Origin of the sequence: Ochrobactrum sp. SSR, assembly GCF_030067775.1 — a bacterium.
Classification (GTDB): Bacteria; Pseudomonadota; Alphaproteobacteria; order Rhizobiales; family Rhizobiaceae; genus Brucella; species Brucella teleogrylli.
Map to the genome: position 1 here is coordinate 250,448 of NZ_CP125970.1, position 16,235 is coordinate 266,682.

Consider the following 16,235-nt stretch of genomic DNA (forward strand, 5'->3'; position numbering starts at 1 on the left):
GCCCAATCACACGGCTTTTCGTCTTTGCCGCACGGCTTTTGCCGGGTTTCCGGCATAAACCGTCCATGGTTCCATATCGCGGAAACTGACACCGCGCGCGCCAAGCACTGCGCCTTCACCCACATTCACACCGGGACCGACAAACGCTTCAGCGGCGATCCAGCCATGCGGGCCAATATGAATGGGCGATGCCGTGAGCGGAAAATCGGCGCGGTCGATATCGTGGCCCGCCGTGCAGAGATGCGCGCCTTGCGAGATGATGGCAAAGGGCGCCAGCGTGACATTGGCGACATTGTAGCAGTGTGCGCCGGGACCAAGCGAGGAATGCGCACCCATGATGAGATTGCGCGGCCACCAGATGCGCGCGCTGCCGCGCACGATGGCAGTCTTGTGGATTTTTGCGCCGAACAGCCGCAGCACCATGCCGCGCCAGCGCCAGAAAAACGAGGGCGTCCAGGCGGCGAGCACCAGCCATGTCATTTGCCAGCCAAGACGCTGCAGCCGGTGCTGCAAGGTGAATGTCGCCCCGCCTTCCAGCGGACGCGAAGCATCTTTTCGTCCCGCAATGGACGCTGCGGATCGGAGACGGGGGTGATTGGGCATGGCGGTCATGATGGGTCATCCCCGGATGAGTTGCGGTATCGACCCGGAAGGCGATACCGGCAAGTGGACGGAGCGGTTGCGAATGACGCAGACAGACAGGATCGGAATGAGAAACAGGGCCATGTGTATCCAGACTGTGATCACCCAGTCTGTCTGATGCGAGATGGCATGCATGGCGGGCACGATAGAAAACATATAGACGAGCTGCCCGAGCATCTCACCTGCCATGGCCGTTTCCCAGAGGCGTCGAATGACCCAGGCCAGCAGCAGGAATTTCAGCGCGCCGAAATACCAGAATGATGAAAAGGCATCGATCAGCCCGGTTTCGGTCGTGCCGGTCAGCGGGTTGTAATTGCGGTCAGGCTTCGGTGTGGACAGATAGAGACTGTCCTTGATCTGGCTGCCGACGAGTTGGGCGGGCACATAGGTGAAGACGATCCGGTTCCAGTGGAACTTGCCGTAATCGAACTCCAGTCGCCGGTCGATCTCATCCATTCGCAATACGGCGTTGCGCATTTCGGGGCCGCCGCGTTCCAGCGTTTCCTCGAAATTGGCCGCATAGTCGATATCGAGAATCTGGTCGAGGACGAACCCCGAGGCAGCACGCGTCACCTGACGGTAATCGCCCATGCTGGTCATCAGGAACGTGCCTGCAATGATGCCGATGAACATTAATGTGCGCGGCACTACCCAGCGCCGGTAGAACCAGAAAGCAAGCAGGAACATCAACAGAAGCTGGATGGCCTCGGCGCGTTTGCCGGTAACGACGATGCGGTCGAGATAGAACACCAGATCAAACAGGATGATGCCCAGTGCGAGCCACGAGCTGCGCCGGGCAAAGCAAAGCAGCGCAATCGCGAGACCATAGGGCATGAGCTGCGCGAAGAAGAGCCAGATGACGGGCATGCCGGTCATCTGCACGCCGATGGATACTTCGCCGGGCAGGCGGCTCAAAAGGAAATAGAAGGATGCGCCGAAAACCGATAGCCCGGCAGCAGCCCATAAAAGCCGCCTTTCGCTGAAGCTCATGCTGAGGAATTTTATCGGGCGGTTCCCCATCTGCCAGCCGAGCGCCAGAGCAAGCAGAGCCAATATGCCCATCACCATGGTTTTCGCATAGGCGCCCGCGGGTATGAACTGGTCATACACCAGGGCTGGAACCTGCGGCAGGATGAAACCGAAGGTCATTACACCGGCCAGAAACGGAAATTGATACATGCGCTCAGGCCGCCCCAGAAAGCCGGTGGCCAGAAATGCCACAACCAGAAGAACGAACATCCATGTCAGCGAGAGGTTCACAGCCCGTCCTCCGTCGATTTGCAGATTGAGGACAGGTTGAGCGCTGGGCCGTGCCCGGTCAGATCCTGCGGGAAGATGCGGCCGGACAGCAGATACCAGCCAAGCTTGACATATTCCTTGGCGATCACCTCTACATCAGTGCGTGTGGTGGGAAAGCCGATATGTTCGTCGCTGTCATTGACAGGCGCGGACACGAAATGCATCTGCGGGCAAACGGCGCGAAAGCTCGCAACAGCGCGGCGCGAGTGATACCAGTTGGTGACGATAAGCGCGCTCTTCGCATTGATTTTGCGCATCATAGGGGCGGAATAGCGCGCATTCTGCCAGGTGCTGCCGGAATAGCATTCCACGAAAATAGCCGATGGCGGCACACCTTCGCGCACGATGATCTGCTTGTTGAAAAGGCAGTCGCCATCACCGGTGACGAGGATATAGGGCGAGCGCCCTTCCTTCCACAACCGTGCCGCCTGTTCCGCACGCGGCTGACCGTCACCGCCCGGCACGACGATCACATCGGCCCGGCTGCCGTCGTCCGGCAGTGCCAGCAAGGGTTCAGAGAAGAACATGGCGGCCAGTCCGAAGAACACGGCGCAGGGCAGAAGGGCGAGCAACATCATACCATGTGTCGCTCCGGTTTTTTGGCGTCCAGCGGTCGCTGCTGGACAGAAGAGCGGGAAGGCTGCGCGCTCTGACGGCTGCGCTGCTCTTCCATCTTGACGACGATCATGAACTCATAGGCTGCAAGCAGGCGGCAATAAAGATAGCCGGGCTTGCCATCGAGAAAACCGCGCCGCAGCACATACATGTAGAAAAAGCGCAGGCTTGGACGGAAGGGCATATTGTAGGACAGCGATTTCAGCGCACGCCGCCGTCTCTCAGGCTCGGTGGAGAAAATACCACCCCAGTCGATGTGCCGTTCCAGAAGGCGCGCTGCTGAAAGGTCGGCTTCTACCGAGGAATAGCGGTTGTGTTTCGCGTACCAGGCTTCCAGCCCCTTGTTGAAACTGTAATGGATGAAATGCGCCTGCAATTCGCCGCCCGGTCCACCACTGGCACGGGAATGCACCGAGCGTTCGAAGCGGACACGGTCGGGTCTGACAAGGCGGGTTATCCAGGTCGGGTAAAGGCTCGCATGGCGTATCCAGCGCCCCATGAACATATTCTTGTAGCGCGCCTTGAAGAACACTTCCGGTCGATCAGGATCGGCGGCAATAGCCAGCATTTCGTCGCGCAGGTCCGGCGGCGTGATTTCATCGGCGTCAGGCGTATAAACCCAGTCATGCTTGAACTTGATTTCCGTAAGTCCATACATGCGCTGGCGGTCCTCGGTGTCATAAGCATGGCTATAGACCCGCGCGCCCGCAGCCTTGGCGATTTCCACGGTGCGGTCGGTGCTGAATGAATCGAGCACCACGATATCGTCGCACCAGGCAAGCGATTCCAGACAGGCGGGCAGGTTCATTTCCTCGTTGAATGTCATGATGAGCGCGGAAACGGTCATGAAGTGGTCCCCGGAAATGTGAGATTGGGTTTTGCCGTCTTGGCTGTCTCGGAGATTGTCGCGGCAACGACGACAGCGGGACGTGTGCCTCTGGTCATGCGCAGCACGAAAAGCGTGTGCAGCGTGGCTGGCAGCAGGAGCAAAGCCAGCATGATCCATGCGGGCACACCGGCCCGGATCGCGATATAGGCGATCGCGCCAGCCAGCAGGTTGAGCGCCATCACAGCCATGGCCGTTTGCCCGCAGCTCAGGCCAGCATCCATCAACAGGTGGTGCAGGTGCTGGCGGTCGGCGGAAAACGGGCTGCGTCGCGCGCCAAGCCTGCGGATGATGAGGCTCAGCGTATCAATGACGGGAACGGCGACGACCCACAGCAGAACAGGGAAGGCGATGGCGGGTTCTCCACTTGCGAGGATGAGGGATGTGCCCGCAAGGGCCGCACCCAGAAGGGTGCTCCCGCCATCGCCTAGGAAGAGGCTGGCCTTCATGCGCCAGCGGTGGCGCATATTGAAGACAAGAAAGCCCAGGCACGCCGCCGCGAGCGCCAGCGTCTGAAGGCCGAGCCGATGCTGTCCAAAGTCGAAGCCGATCACGGCAAGCCAGAAAAAGGCAGCGGCACTGGATGCGCCTGCCAGTCCATCCACGCCGTCACTCATATTGACCGCGTTGATAAGGCCGACGATGAATGCCAGTGCAAGCAGCAGTGAAAGAGGCCCCATAAGATAAACGCTGCCGCCGTCTGCGGTCAGGCCGGAAGGCCAGCCGATAGTCATGCCGAGACTAAGCCGCTCAATATCGGCCATTCCGATGATCAGGGCCGCGGCCAAAAGCTGGATGGTCAGACGCGGCATCACCGGCAGGTTGAAACGGTCGTCCAGCACGCCTGTGACAAGAACGACCGCCAGACCGGGCAGCAGCTGCAGCATATTGGCTTGCTGGGAAGCCCCATGCACAATCGAAGCGGCGATGGCGAAGGCCAGAAAAATCGCAATGCCACCACAAAGCGGCACCGCACCCTCATGCCGTTTCCGGTCGTCCGGAATGTCGATGAGATACCATTCGCGGGCCAGTTCACGGAAGCCGATGCAAAAGGCGACCGAGAGGACGAAGGCCAGAAGCGTGATCCAGGAAAGATTGCTCATGTCTCCTCCGAGGCGCGAAAGAAGGTCTATTGTTCTTTTTCCTTGCTGCATTTCCCAACCGAACCGCGTGGCGATTCCATTGGGAACGTTCTGGAATTTTTACCCAGTCAGCTGATGTCCCACGACTTGGCTTTAGAGCGAGCGGCATACCCCTTTCAGGTCAGGCGCTAATACCATCGGTGACATTCCCCGCGGCGGGCGAAAGGCTATTCTGAAGGCGCCAGGAAGCCGGGTGGACTTTTCCGCCCGGCACGGTTGCGAGGGGGTATCGCATCTTGGAAAATTGTCTGCCGGAAATGTCGGCGCTCCCGCTGTTCTTCGTTACACGGAGCCGATCATGAAAAATCATCGCCGGGGCTTCGTGATTGCCACGCTGGAGCAATATGCCGGATTGCTGTGCAATTTTCTGACTGTCGTTGCGGTTTCGCGTTTTCTGGGGCCGTCCGAGACCGGCATGGGCGTTGTCGGCCTCAGTGTCGCGGCGATTGTCTTTTCGCTGCGTGAATTCGCAAGCGCCGAATTCCTGATCCGGATCGAGAAGGTCGAGGATCGCGATATCCAGACGGCATTCACGTTTTTGATGAGCGTGACGCTGGTGCTGGCCGCAGCGCTCTTTCTGGCGCGCGATTATTTTGCCGTCACCTATCATGATCCTCTGCTGTCGCTTTTTCTCACCGTCACCATCATCGCGGCGGTGATCGAAAGCGTTTCATTGCCGGTTGTTGCCCTGTTGCGGCGCGACATGGCTTTTGGCGCTCTGGCGCGCATTCGCACCGCCGGTTCCGTTTGCGGCGCAGCCATAACCATCGCAATGGCCTGGTGGGGCGTGGGGCATATGTGCTTCGCCTTCGGATCGCTGGCTGCGGCGGCAGTCACAACCGCTTTTGCGGCAGCGCTTTATCCATTGGGTCGACTGCTGCGCCCATCGCTCGCAAGTATCGGCATGGCGTGGCAATTCAGCATGTATCTCGGGAGCAGTGCGGGGTTGAGCAAGATTTGCGAGACTTTTCCGCAGCTTATGCTGGGGCGTTTCATGCCCGCCGCATCCGTCGGGATCTATAATCGCGCCAGCACATTGAGCGGTTTGCCCGACCGGGTGTTTCTGTCGGCGATCTTTACGGTCGCCTTTCCGATGCTTTCCGATCAGGTTCGGGCGGGTGTGGATATAGCGCAATCCTATGTGCGCGCGCTGTCCTATATTTCGGTTGTTTACTGGCCTGCGCAGGCGCTGCTGGCGTTGCTCGCTTTTCCGGCGGTCCATCTGGTGCTCGGACCAGACTGGTATGGCGCAACGTCGATTGTCGTCATCATGTGCCTCTCCAGCATGTTCTGGTTTTCGGTCGTGTTGACCTATCCGCTTTTGATGGCGCTCGGCGCCAATCGCGATGCCTTCATATCCAACCTGATTTCACGCGTGGTGACGGCGATCATTCTTTGCGTCGCCGCTTACCATGGCCTGATGGCGGTAGCGCTCAGCCTGTTCATCAGTACACCGTTCCAGATGGTTGTTTCCGTGGTCTATGTGCGCAAGCACGTGGCTTTTTCCTACCGGATGCTGGGCGTCGAATTGTTGCGTAGCGGGTTCGTAACGCTGCTGACGCTTGCCATTCCGGTTGCAATGATTGCCGCTGCTGGCACATTGGAAGTTCATTGGGGCTTGGGTTTTGCCATCGGCCTTGCTGGTGTCGCCAGCTGGATCGGAGCCGTGCTGATCACGCGCCATCCTTTTGCATCGGAAATCACACCGGTCCTTGGATGGGCGCTCAGTAGAGTTGCGGGTCGTCTTGGCCGGTTGGGACGCGGGCGTTTCTCCACCTCCACGCCAGCCGAATGAGGAGATCGAGTATGAGACAGCCAGGTGTCGATGTCGTCATTCCGAATTACAATTACGGCCGCTATCTCGGCATCTGTGTTCGCAGTGTGCTGTCGCAGGATATTGAAAACCTGCGGGTGCTGATCATCGATAACGCCTCTACTGATGACAGCGCCGATGTGGCGCGTGCGCTCGCTGCCGAAGATGCGCGGGTGGAACTGCTGCTGAGGCCAGTCAATAAGGGCCAGCATGCCTCGTTCAACGATGGTATCGACTGGGCCAGCGGCGACTATTTCGTTTTGTTGTGTTCCGACGACTTCATCGTTCCCGGCGCGCTTCGACGCGCATTGGCGATCATGGAAACCGATCCAACAATCGCATTCTCCTACGGGCGCGACGTTGCGGTGAATGGCGACGCACCGATTCCCCCCATCCCGCCCCAGCCGGACGATGTGCCCTGCCGCGTCGAGACAGGCACGGCCTTCATCGAGCGCTTTTGCCGGCTCGGCGTGTTCCAGTTGCCGGGTTCGGCGATGGTGGTTCGCACTGCGGCGCAGAAAGCGGCGGGACACTATGTCGAGGCCCTACCGCATAGCGACGATTATCACATGTGGCTGCGGCTTGGATTGCAGGGGAGGATTGCCGAACTGGACTGTGTTCAGGGCGGTACGCGCTCGCATGGGCAGAACCGTTCGCAGCAATTGCGCGACACCCATCTGCTGCATATTCAGCACACGGCGGATGCGGGCGAGTATTTTTTTACCCGTGAGGGGCGTGTCTTGCCCGATTGCGATGCTTTGCATCGCATGGCGCGCCGGGGCATCGCGGAACGGGCCTATTGGTCAGCCATATCCCACCTGCTGCGTGGTGATCCGGCCTGGCGGCAGCTTCTGAAATTCGCAGTGTCGCAGCGGACACAGACGGCTTTTATCCCGCCGGTCAATTATCTCCTGCACCGGCCCGATACGAAGCGGCGCTTGCGCAGCTACGTCGATACGATGCTAGCTCGCCCTCTGGCGGCGACCGGGCGACAATAGACGAACGCTTTTCCGTTTCGTCAGCAGTTGTACGCGCAAGGTCTCTTCCTGCTGCGCGAGTTTCAGCCGATATTGGGCCACCCCGGCCTCAACACTTTCGGCCAGTTGTTGACGCCGGGCGAACATATCATCGATTTGCGCCAGAATGGTTTGCGGGTCGAACCGTTCGATATGATGGCCAAAGCCGTCAAGGCCGGTATCGTGCAGCAGCGCCTCGTTTTTCGCGGCATAGCCGAGCGAGATTGCAGGGCGTCCCATGGCAAGTGCGCAAACAATGTTGTGATAACGGCTCGCCACCACGATATCTGTTTTCGCGATCTGCTGCATTAGCTCGTGCAGAGACGCGACAGGCTCGATAATAATCTTCGCGGCGTCCGGTGAATCGATCCGCGCCATCAGATCGCCGATGGCCTGAACGTCGCCCTTGTCGCCGGTGAGCAGCCGCACCTCGCGCCCGCTGGCCAGAAGTGTTTTCGCCAGTTCTGCGATTTTGCCGAGATAGGTATCATAGATGTCCGAGGCGTTGGCCGCTCGCCTTTTCCACCCGCGATAGGTCATGACGCCAAGGCCCACGCGTCCGGCAACGCTGTCATGGATTGCGTTGCTGGCCGGTGGCAGCGCGAAGGCAATATCTGCGCTCACCGTATCGCTGCGCGCACTAACCCCCAGCGATTTCATGAAATCGTGAGAGATTTCATCGCGATAAGAGCGGAACACTGCGGAGAGCGCCGCCTTGCGGAAGAAAAAACGGCTGACCGGATGATCGGCAGGCCCGGCGCCAACGGACACGAAGGCAAGCTTGGCGCGGCCAAGGCGTGCCGCCAGACACCAGCGCAGGATGACGAACGGCCAGCCGAACGGACCTTCGTTGAAGTCGTCGAGAATGCCCGTGCCGGGCACGATGATGATGTCGAGGCCGTGTGCGACGGAAATTGCGGTGAGAAATCCGGCGAGCCGTCGTGGCAGCTGAAGCAGCGCCTTGTCGAGCAGGCGAAAGAGGTCGCTTTCTAGCGCGGGGTTTCCCACCGGCACTGTCGCGACATTGTATTTTTCCGAGATGATATCGGGGCGCGCGCAGATGCATAGCAGATCCGCATCGGGACAGTTGCGTTTCAGTAATTGCAGCATGGCTTCCAGAGAGCCGTCATTGCCTGCATTGCCGGAACCGAACTGTCCGAAAAGGCCTATTCTCATACTGGTGTCTCCAGAAGCGCCCCCGAAGCGCCTGTTGCACGGTACTCTGGGATCACCGCGCGGGAAAACTGGCAGAAGGGGGAAGCCCATCGTCTAATGTAGGATGGAGCATACCTCTCTTACCCCTCATGGCCAGAATGCGCCCGCCTGCGAATTCGATACACTGGCAGCGGTATATCAACTTGCCCCCTCGATATACCGGAACAAGGCTTCGAGGGACATTTTCCCTCGAAGTCTGGTTTCCGGGGTCCGAGCATTTCCAGCAAAAGTGCGAAGCGGTTTTGCGTGGGATAATGCGACGGAAAACCAGCATTTCCAGCAAAAGTGCGAAGCGGTTTTGCGTTGGAAATGCGGACGAAAAGACATTTAGAGCGGCACCCCTATTCAAGTGTAATGGAGCCGCTCTAAAGGGGGTGTTTACGATGAAATGTGCCTACTTCGTGCGCCCGCACATAGGCGGGACCTATTCGGTTTTCACGCGGATGCGTGCGTCACTGGCGCGCTCGGACATTGAACTGCGCTGGCTTGCAACGGGGGCTGCGGGCGATACCGTCAGCGTGCCGGAAGGGCAGGGGCTGGAGGATGCCGAGCGGCAGGGCGACGCCATTGACCGGATGGGTGTTCTCGATGAAGAAACCCGCGCAAAGCGCATTGTGGATTTTCTGCGCGATAATCGGTTCGATGCTGTCTTCGTCAATGTGCTGTCGCAGCGTTTCGAAACCAATCTCGTCCGCTATCTGCCTGCCGATATTCTGCGCATCATGATCGTCCACAGCATCACGCCCGGCACTTACGAGGCGGCACGCGCAATCCGCGATCATGTTCATGCGACGGTCGGCGTCTCCAACCGCTGCCGCGACGATCTTGTTCGCGGCTACGGTTTCGATGCGTCGCGAACGCTGGTGATTCCGAACGGGTTGAGCCGCGATCCGCATATCGGGCGCGCCCCATCGCGTAATGCAGATGGAAAGCCGATCCGGCTTTTGCATCTGGGTCGTATAGACGACAGTTCGAAGGGTGTGTTCTGGCTGCCGGGCATTTTGCGGCGGCTCAGCTGCGATTATCATCTGACGATTGCAGGCGATGGGCCGGACCTCGAAGCGCTGCGCCACAAGCTGGAACCATTCGGCGACAAGGTCAGCTTTACCGGATGGGTCGCGCCTTCCGATGTGTCATGGCTGGTCAGTCAGCACGATGCGCTGGTCATGCCCTCCCGCTATGAGGGGTGCCCGATGACGCTTATGGAAGCGATGAGCCAGGGGTGTCCGGCCATCGTATCGCGCATTGCAGGTGTGACGGATATGATCGTCACCGATGGCGAAGACGGGATGCTCTTCCCGATTGGCGATTGCGGGCGGGCGGCGGCACAGATTGACCGGCTTGCCGGTGATCCGCAATTGCGCAACCGCATGGCGGAAGCGGCAGTGCAGAAAGTCACTTCGACTTTCGACAGCGATATTGTTGGGGGCGCTTATGTAAATCTGCTGCAAAAGCTGCACCGGGACCGTCCGGAAATCGCGCCGCCACTGGCCTTGTCGCAATGGTCTATGCCGAATGCGCTGCAGAAGAATTTGCGCAGCCGCCTGCCGCAGCCGGTCAAGAACTGGCTGCGCCGGATAAGGGAACGAATGTATGCGGGATGGTCCGCAGCCTGACCGGCTGCCGAGCAATCGAAGGTATTCGCCATGAATCTGTTCACATCGCAGTTTCGCAATTCTCAATTGTTGGGTAGCAAGGCCCATGCGCTTATACCCGGCGGCTGCCACACCTATGCCAAGGGCGACGACCAGTATCCGGTCCTCGCTCCGGGTTTTATCCAACGCGGTTGCGGCTCGCATGTCTTCGATGTCGATGGCAATGAATATATCGAATATGGCATGGGCAACCGGGCCGTGGGGCTGGGTCACGCCTATCCGCCGGTCTTGAAGGCCGTGCGCGATGCGCTGGAGGATGGGTGCAATTTCACCCGCCCGAGCGCGATGGAAGTGGATTGCGCGGAGCGTTTTCTTGAGCTGATCGACAATGCCGAGATGGTCAAATTCTGCAAGGATGGTTCTGACGCTACATCGGGCGCAATGCGTCTGGCGCGGGCCTATACCGGGCGCGACATGATCGCCTGCTGTGCGGACCACCCGTTCTTTTCCACCGATGACTGGTTCATCGGGACGACGAAGATGAATGCGGGCATTCCGGCGTCAGTCTCGGCCCTGACGGCGACCTTCCGCTACAACGATCTCGCCAGCGTAAAGGCTCTGTTTGAGGATTATCCGGGGCGTATTGCGGCTATCATTCTGGAGCCAGCGCGTGCCGATGATCCAAAGAAAAATTTTCTGCATGAAGCGATGCGCATTGCCCATGAAAATGGTGCGCTTTTCGTGCTCGACGAAATGATCACTGGCTTCCGCTGGCACAGCCAGGGCGCGCAAAAACTCTACGATATTGTTCCGGACCTTTCCTGTTTCGGCAAGGCGCTCGGTAATGGTTTTGCCATTTCGGCGCTTGCAGGCAAGGCGGAATATATGCAGCTCGGCGGCCTCAGTCAGACCGAGTTTCCGCGTGTGTTTCTGCTGTCGACCACGCATGGTGCCGAGACCCACGCTATGGCCGCTGCCATGGCGACAATAGCGGTTTATCGCGATGAACCGGTTATCGAGCACCTGTATGAACAGGGGACCAAGCTTGCGAGCGGTATGAACGAGGCGATCACCCGCCACGGCTTAAGCAACTATGTCAGCACGGTTGGACGCGACAGTTGCCTCGCCTATGCGACGCTGGACGAAACCGGCGCGCCATCGCAGGCGTTCCGCTCCCTGTTTCTTCAGGAGACCATCCGGCGTGGTGTGTTGATGCCTTCGCTGGTGGTCAGTTATACCCATAGCGATGATGATATCGCGAAGACGGTCGATGCGATTGACGGCGCTCTTGCTATCTATGCGCGGGCGCTGAATGACGGTGTCGAGACCTATCTGACAGGACGTCCATCGCAGGTGGTCTATCGCCGCTTCAATGAAAACGTGAATGCATGTCCGCCCGCGACGCTATGAGAGGGATGCTGGCAGGTTTGCTTGCGTTTGTGTTGCTGAATGGGGCGACGCAAGCCGCGACGGAGGTCAAGCTGCCGATCCATGTCAGCGAAAGCCACCGCTATTTTGAAGATGCATCCGGCAAGCCATTTCTCATGCAGGGAGACACTGCATGGTCATTGATCGTTCAACTCAAACGCGATGATGTGGATCTCTACCTGAAAGACCGCCGCAAACGCGGCTTCAACACCCTGTTGGTCAATCTTCTGGAACATCAGTTTTCCAGCAATCCGCCTGCCAATGCCTATGGCGACAAGCCGTTTAAAGATGCAGCTTTTGGCGCGATCAATCCGCGCTACTTCGACCATGCCGCATGGGTCATCGAGCGGGCGCAGACGCTTGGTTTTGTGGTTCTGCTGGCCCCGGCCTATCTTGGCGCCAATGGCGGCGGGCAGGGCTGGTATCTGGAAATCGAAGCCGCAGGGCCGCAACGGATGCGCGCCTATGGCGAGGCGGTGGCGCGCCGCTTCGCCAAATATACCAATATTATCTGGGTGTTGGGCGGCGATTTTGATGCGCCGGATAAAAGGCTGGTGTCCAGCCTGGCCGACGGCATCGCGGCCGTTTTGCCGAATGCCCTGCAAACCGTTCATACGCGCCGCAACACCAACACCGCCGAAATCTGGTCCGACGCCAAATGGCTTTCTATCGACACCGTCTATGACTATGACGATGTTCATAGTTCCGTGCTTGCGCAGACCAAAGCCAACCGAATGCCGGTCATTCTGGTTGAGACGCTCTACGAGAATGAGCATGGAACGACTGCGCAAATGATACGCCGGAATGCTTATGGCGCGCTGCTGGCTGGAGCGGTCGGGCAGTTCTTCGGCAATAGTCCGATCTGGCATTTTGGCGGGCCGGGCGTGTTCGACTCCGATCGGGACTGGCGGCAAGAGCTGAACAGTCCGGGTGCGCGGTCGATGACGGTGCTGCGAAAGCTGTTTGCGGTGCTGCCATGGACCGAACTCCAGCCCGACCGCAACGGCCTGATTACCGATGCGCGCAACCTTTATGCTGCATCGTTTTCCGGCGGGACTGGAGCGGTGATCTACGGCGAAGGGGGCAGCTTTTCCGTCCGTAAGGCCGCAGTGAAAACTGGCGATGATGTCGTCTGGATCGACCCATCTTCCGGGATAGGGATACAAGCGGCCACGCCGCAGGAAGATGGCCAGACGCTGACCTTTCGCACCCCATCAGAAAAGAATGCGGGCGGGGACGGAGACTGGATATTGCTGATCGGTAAGCCGGGCCGATTTGCGCTTAACCGAAAGGGGTAAGCGCTACGCCCTTCCGCTGCCGTGCACCCCGCTTGTCTTTAACCGGATATGCCTTCGGTCAAATCGCTACCCCCACTGCTGCGTGATTAACTTGGATTATTGGGGATGCAGAGGAAACGACTATGAAAGTGCTGGTTACCGGAAGTCAGGGTTACATCGGATCGGTCATGGTGCCGATCCTCGTTCATGCGGGCCATGAGGTGTCGGGCTACGATATCGGTCTTTACGAACATTGCCTGTTCGAAGAAGGTGGTGCGGTTGTTCATGTACCGACGCTGCGCAAGGATGTGCGCGATGTGTCGCCGCGCGATTTGGAAGGTTTCGATGCAGTCATTCATCTGGCCGCGCTGTCGAACGATCCGCTGGGCAACCTCAATGAAGAACTGACTTATGACATCAACCACCGCGCCAGCGTGGCAATGGCGAAAGCCGCCAAGCGTGCGGGCGTGGGGCGTTTTCTCTTTGCCTCGTCATGCAGCAATTATGGCATCAGCGATGCCGATCTGATCGACGAAACCGGCGAGTTGAAGCCGGTGACGGCCTATGGCCGCTCGAAAGTGCGCGCCGAGCAGGAAATCCGTGAGCTGGCCGATGCGAATTTCTGCCCGGTTTATCTGCGACCCGCAACGGCCTATGGCGTGTCGCCTTTCCTGCGCTTCGATATCGTGCTGAACAATCTTGTCGCCTGGGCCGTGACCAAGGGGCTGATCTATCTGAAATCAGATGGCACGCCATGGCGGCCTATCGTGCATATTCGTGATATTTCCCGAGCCTTCATGGCGGCCATGGAAGCGCCGCGCGAAAAGGTCTTCAATGAAGCCTTCAATGTCGGCTCCACCGAACACAATTACCGTATTCGTGACATTGCGGGCATTGTCGCCGAGACGGTGCCCGATTGCCGGATCGAATTTGCCGAAGATGCCGGCCCGGATACACGGTCCTACCGTGTCAGCTTCGAGAAGCTGGCGCGGGTTCTGCCCAACGCAAAGCCGCAATGGGATGCGGCGGCGGGTGCGGAAGAGCTTCTGGCAGCCTATAGCCGCTCGACCCTGACGCTTGAAGAATTCGAAGGGCCTCGGTTCCAGCGCATCGCCCATATTCGCAAGCTTCTGGAGGAAGGTGTTCTCGACAGCGATCTGCGGCGCGTGGAGCTTATGCAGCCGCCGCTCAGAGCGATCGCATGATGGATGCGCGGCCAGCAATCACGGACATGCACCGGTCTCCAGACGGGCAGGCGATCTATGATCTGGCCGCGCAGCTTTATCCTATCTGCCGCAGTCTGACGGGTGAGGGCGTGCGGGACACGCTCGCCATTATTGGCAGGCATTTGCCGCTGGAGATTCACGAGGTGCCGACCGGCACCCCGCTTTTCGACTGGAAAGCGCCGCAGGAATGGGTGATCCGCGAAGCCTATATTGCGAACAGAAACGGCCAGCGGATTGTCGATTTTGCGCGGCACAATCTGCATGTGGTGAACTTCAGTATTCCTGTACGAACAAGGCTTTCGCTCGAAGCCTTGAGAGGCCACATTCACACGCTGCCCGATCAGCCGGACCTCATTCCCTACCGTACCTGTTATCATGCGGAGGACTGGGGTTTCTGCATGGCGCATAGCGACTTTCTGGCAATGGCCGAGGGAGACTATGACGTGGTTATCGATGCCGAGCGGCGCGATGGTGCGCTCGTCTTCGGGGAGTTCACGCATCGCGGAACAACGGACGAGACGTTTCTGATCTCCGCGCATCTTTGTCACCCATCGCTTGCCAATGACAATTGCTCAGGTCTGGCATTGCTGACGCTTCTGGGGACGGCGCTTAAAGCGCGCTCCACGCGGCTGACTTATCGCTTCCTGTTCGGCCCGGCGACATTCGGCGCGCTTGCCTGGCTGAGAGAGAACGAGCCGCACCTTGACCGTGTCAGTCACGGCCTTGTCCTGTCCTGCGTTGGCGATGATGGCGGGCCGAATTACAAGCGCAGCCGTCGCGGCAACGCGGCGATCGACCGGATCATGGGGCAGGTGCTCGCGCAGTCCGGTCTGGCCGGGGCGACAATGCATGATTTCTGGCCCTATGGATATGATGAAAGGCAGTTCTGCTCGCCGGGGTTCAACCTGCCGGTCGGCATGTTTCAACGCAGCCTTTATGGCACTTTCTCGGAATATCATACCTCAGCGGATAATCTGGATTTCATCAAGCCGGAATGTCTTGAGCAATCTTTCAATCTCATCATGCAGGCCATTGATATAGCGGAGCGAAATTGGATTCCGCTCAACACCTCGCCAAAGGGCGAGCCGCAACTGGGCCGTCGTGGGCTTTACGGCAAGACCGGTGGTGACAGCCGTGCCGCGCAGGAAGCGATGGCCATGCTCTGGATTCTTAATCTATCTGACGGCGGCGCGTCACTTCTCGACATGGCCGAGCGGTCGAAATTGCCTTTCGCAACGCTCGCCGGGGCTGCGGAGAGATTGCGCGATGCCGGATTGCTGATCGAGTTGAAGTAATGGGCCTAAAGTAAAGGCCAAGAGCGGTCCTTGTCCGAAATCACGCTGGGCTGGTTCGGCCACGGTATGCCGAGCGCCGGATCATCATAGCGCAGGCCCGTTGCATGGTCCGGCGTGTAGGGATGCGAGATCATGTAGCGGATGAGGACATTATCGGTAAGCGCCTGAAATCCATGGGCGCAGCCTTCCGGTATATAAAGCTGCACGCCATTTTCCGCCGAAAGCTCCAGACCAACCCAGCGCATATAGGTGGGCGACTTGGGGCGTATATCGACCAGCACATCCCAGACCGTGCCTTGCAGGCAGGTGACGAGTTTTGTCTCCGAATGCGGGTCATGCTGGTAGTGCAAGCCGCGCAGCGTGCGCTTCTCACGCGAGAAGGAAAGGCTGTGTTGCGGATAGTGCGTTTCCATCTGCCGTTCGGCAAAAGCCGTTTCGGAATAAACCCGCGCAAACCAGCCGCGCTCGTCCTCCATCCGTTCCGGCTCGATAGACCATGCGCCATCAATGTTCAGAGAAGTAAACCGCATATGGAACGCCCCGTTTCCGCCTGCCGACATTCTGACAGCGTGGTCAGCGCCCGGTAGAGCCTTCTTCGAGGGACGATCTTCACCTTCCGACGTAGGGCTTTCCCCCGGATGGGCGAGCGGCCTACACCCTTGCCCGCCCTATGACGCAAGCCGGGTGAGGATTGGCAGTATTCGTTCGGTGATGGCTGCGCCCAATGGTATGTGCGCCGCGCTCCAGATGGCAGTCTCGGCAATCTTTAGACCGCTTAGTAGTTTG

At 58.8% G+C, this 16,235-nt stretch carries 14 protein-coding genes; 7 read left to right on the top strand and 7 right to left on the bottom strand.

Annotated elements, in window-relative coordinates; genetic code table 11:
• Window positions 1-6: 6 nt before the first annotated feature.
• Genes QLQ11_RS12690 through QLQ11_RS12710 form a run of 5 tightly spaced genes read right to left on the bottom strand, consistent with a single transcriptional unit; the run spans window position 7 to window position 4,545 of the window.
• On the bottom strand, window positions 7-603 hold the full coding sequence (locus QLQ11_RS12690; RefSeq protein WP_109368017.1) for a putative colanic acid biosynthesis acetyltransferase: 597 nt from the start codon (window positions 601-603) through the stop codon (window positions 7-9).
• A gap of 15 nt (window positions 604-618) precedes the next feature.
• Window positions 619-1,902, bottom strand: coding sequence for a hypothetical protein (locus QLQ11_RS12695; protein WP_109367695.1), 1,284 nt, complete (start codon window positions 1,900-1,902; stop codon window positions 619-621).
• Window positions 1,899-2,516 (bottom strand): YdcF family protein, encoded by a 618-nt coding sequence (locus tag QLQ11_RS12700; RefSeq protein ID WP_371830835.1) that lies wholly within the window; start codon window positions 2,514-2,516, stop codon window positions 1,899-1,901. Before QLQ11_RS12700 ends, QLQ11_RS12695 begins: the two co-directional genes overlap by 4 nt.
• Window positions 2,516-3,403, bottom strand: a complete 888-nt coding sequence (locus QLQ11_RS12705) for a glycosyltransferase family 2 protein (protein WP_109367693.1) — start codon at window positions 3,401-3,403, stop codon at window positions 2,516-2,518. Before QLQ11_RS12705 ends, QLQ11_RS12700 begins: the two co-directional genes overlap by 1 nt.
• Entirely contained in the window at window positions 3,400-4,545 is a 1,146-nt protein-coding gene (locus QLQ11_RS12710) for an MraY family glycosyltransferase (RefSeq protein WP_109367692.1), read from the bottom strand. Before QLQ11_RS12710 ends, QLQ11_RS12705 begins: the two co-directional genes overlap by 4 nt.
• 337 nt (window positions 4,546-4,882) lie before the next feature.
• On the opposite strand from QLQ11_RS12710, the gene QLQ11_RS12715 reads away from it, so the two are divergent.
• Both QLQ11_RS12715 and QLQ11_RS12720 read left to right on the top strand, forming a co-directional pair.
• A complete protein-coding gene (locus QLQ11_RS12715; protein ID WP_109368016.1) occupies window positions 4,883-6,379 on the top strand; it encodes an oligosaccharide flippase family protein in 1,497 nt (498 codons plus the stop codon).
• An 11-nt stretch (window positions 6,380-6,390) separates the two neighbouring features.
• Complete coding sequence (locus tag QLQ11_RS12720; protein ID WP_109367691.1) at window positions 6,391-7,395, top strand: glycosyltransferase family A protein; 1,005 nt, start codon at window positions 6,391-6,393, stop codon at window positions 7,393-7,395.
• On the opposite strand, the gene QLQ11_RS12725 is transcribed toward QLQ11_RS12720, so the two are convergent.
• Window positions 7,360-8,589 (bottom strand): polysaccharide pyruvyl transferase family protein, encoded by a 1,230-nt coding sequence (locus QLQ11_RS12725; RefSeq protein WP_109367690.1) that lies wholly within the window; start codon window positions 8,587-8,589, stop codon window positions 7,360-7,362. The genes QLQ11_RS12720 and QLQ11_RS12725 overlap by 36 nt on opposite strands.
• 422 nt (window positions 8,590-9,011) lie before the next feature.
• Between QLQ11_RS12725 and QLQ11_RS12730 the strand changes: the two genes are divergently transcribed.
• The 5 genes from QLQ11_RS12730 to QLQ11_RS12750 all read left to right on the top strand — a co-directional run bounded on the left by QLQ11_RS12730 (window position 9,012) and on the right by QLQ11_RS12750 (window position 15,449).
• The gene (locus QLQ11_RS12730; RefSeq protein WP_283736275.1) at window positions 9,012-10,244 is read left to right on the top strand and encodes a glycosyltransferase family 4 protein; all 1,233 of its coding nucleotides are present in this window, start codon (window positions 9,012-9,014) and stop codon (window positions 10,242-10,244) included.
• 30 nt (window positions 10,245-10,274) lie between these two features.
• Window positions 10,275-11,633, top strand: a complete 1,359-nt coding sequence (locus QLQ11_RS12735; protein ID WP_283736276.1) for a glutamate-1-semialdehyde 2,1-aminomutase — start codon at window positions 10,275-10,277, stop codon at window positions 11,631-11,633.
• A complete protein-coding gene (locus QLQ11_RS12740) occupies window positions 11,612-12,949 on the top strand; it encodes a DUF4038 domain-containing protein (RefSeq protein ID WP_371830831.1) in 1,338 nt (445 codons plus the stop codon). Before QLQ11_RS12735 ends, QLQ11_RS12740 begins: the two co-directional genes overlap by 22 nt.
• Window positions 12,950-13,071: 122 nt before the next feature.
• On the top strand, window positions 13,072-14,133 hold the full coding sequence (locus QLQ11_RS12745; protein WP_109367687.1) for an NAD(P)-dependent oxidoreductase: 1,062 nt from the start codon (window positions 13,072-13,074) through the stop codon (window positions 14,131-14,133).
• Window positions 14,130-15,449, top strand: coding sequence for a DUF4910 domain-containing protein (locus QLQ11_RS12750; protein ID WP_109367686.1), 1,320 nt, complete (start codon window positions 14,130-14,132; stop codon window positions 15,447-15,449). Before QLQ11_RS12745 ends, QLQ11_RS12750 begins: the two co-directional genes overlap by 4 nt.
• A gap of 5 nt (window positions 15,450-15,454) precedes the next feature.
• Here the strand turns inward: QLQ11_RS12750 and rfbC are convergent, their stop codons facing one another.
• Window positions 15,455-15,979: a dTDP-4-dehydrorhamnose 3,5-epimerase gene (gene rfbC / locus QLQ11_RS12755; RefSeq protein ID WP_371835986.1), complete on the bottom strand. Its 525-nt coding sequence runs from the start codon at window positions 15,977-15,979 to the stop codon at window positions 15,455-15,457.
• Window positions 15,980-16,235 lie beyond the last annotated feature (256 nt).

Excerpts from the sequence above, each read along its gene's own strand:
- QLQ11_RS12745 (WP_109367687.1), top strand. The coding sequence starts at position 13,072 with ATGAAAGTGCTGGTTACCGGAAGTCAGGGTTACATCGGATCGGTCATG.
- QLQ11_RS12735 (WP_283736276.1), top strand. The coding sequence starts at position 10,275 with ATGAATCTGTTCACATCGCAGTTTCGCAATTCTCAATTGTTGGGTAGC.
- QLQ11_RS12710 (WP_109367692.1), bottom strand. The coding sequence starts at position 4,545 with ATGAGCAATCTTTCCTGGATCACGCTTCTGGCCTTCGTCCTCTCGGTC.
- QLQ11_RS12720 (WP_109367691.1), top strand. The coding sequence starts at position 6,391 with ATGAGACAGCCAGGTGTCGATGTCGTCATTCCGAATTACAATTACGGC.
- QLQ11_RS12740 (WP_371830831.1), top strand. The coding sequence starts at position 11,612 with ATGTCCGCCCGCGACGCTATGAGAGGGATGCTGGCAGGTTTGCTTGCG.
- rfbC (WP_371835986.1), bottom strand. The coding sequence starts at position 15,979 with ATGCGGTTTACTTCTCTGAACATTGATGGCGCATGGTCTATCGAGCCG.
- QLQ11_RS12705 (WP_109367693.1), bottom strand. The coding sequence starts at position 3,403 with ATGACCGTTTCCGCGCTCATCATGACATTCAACGAGGAAATGAACCTG.
- QLQ11_RS12690 (WP_109368017.1), bottom strand. The coding sequence starts at position 603 with ATGCCCAATCACCCCCGTCTCCGATCCGCAGCGTCCATTGCGGGACGA.
- QLQ11_RS12750 (WP_109367686.1), top strand. The coding sequence starts at position 14,130 with ATGATGGATGCGCGGCCAGCAATCACGGACATGCACCGGTCTCCAGAC.
- QLQ11_RS12725 (WP_109367690.1), bottom strand. The coding sequence starts at position 8,589 with ATGAGAATAGGCCTTTTCGGACAGTTCGGTTCCGGCAATGCAGGCAAT.
- QLQ11_RS12700 (WP_371830835.1), bottom strand. The coding sequence starts at position 2,516 with ATGTTGCTCGCCCTTCTGCCCTGCGCCGTGTTCTTCGGACTGGCCGCC.
- QLQ11_RS12715 (WP_109368016.1), top strand. The coding sequence starts at position 4,883 with ATGAAAAATCATCGCCGGGGCTTCGTGATTGCCACGCTGGAGCAATAT.
- QLQ11_RS12730 (WP_283736275.1), top strand. The coding sequence starts at position 9,012 with ATGAAATGTGCCTACTTCGTGCGCCCGCACATAGGCGGGACCTATTCG.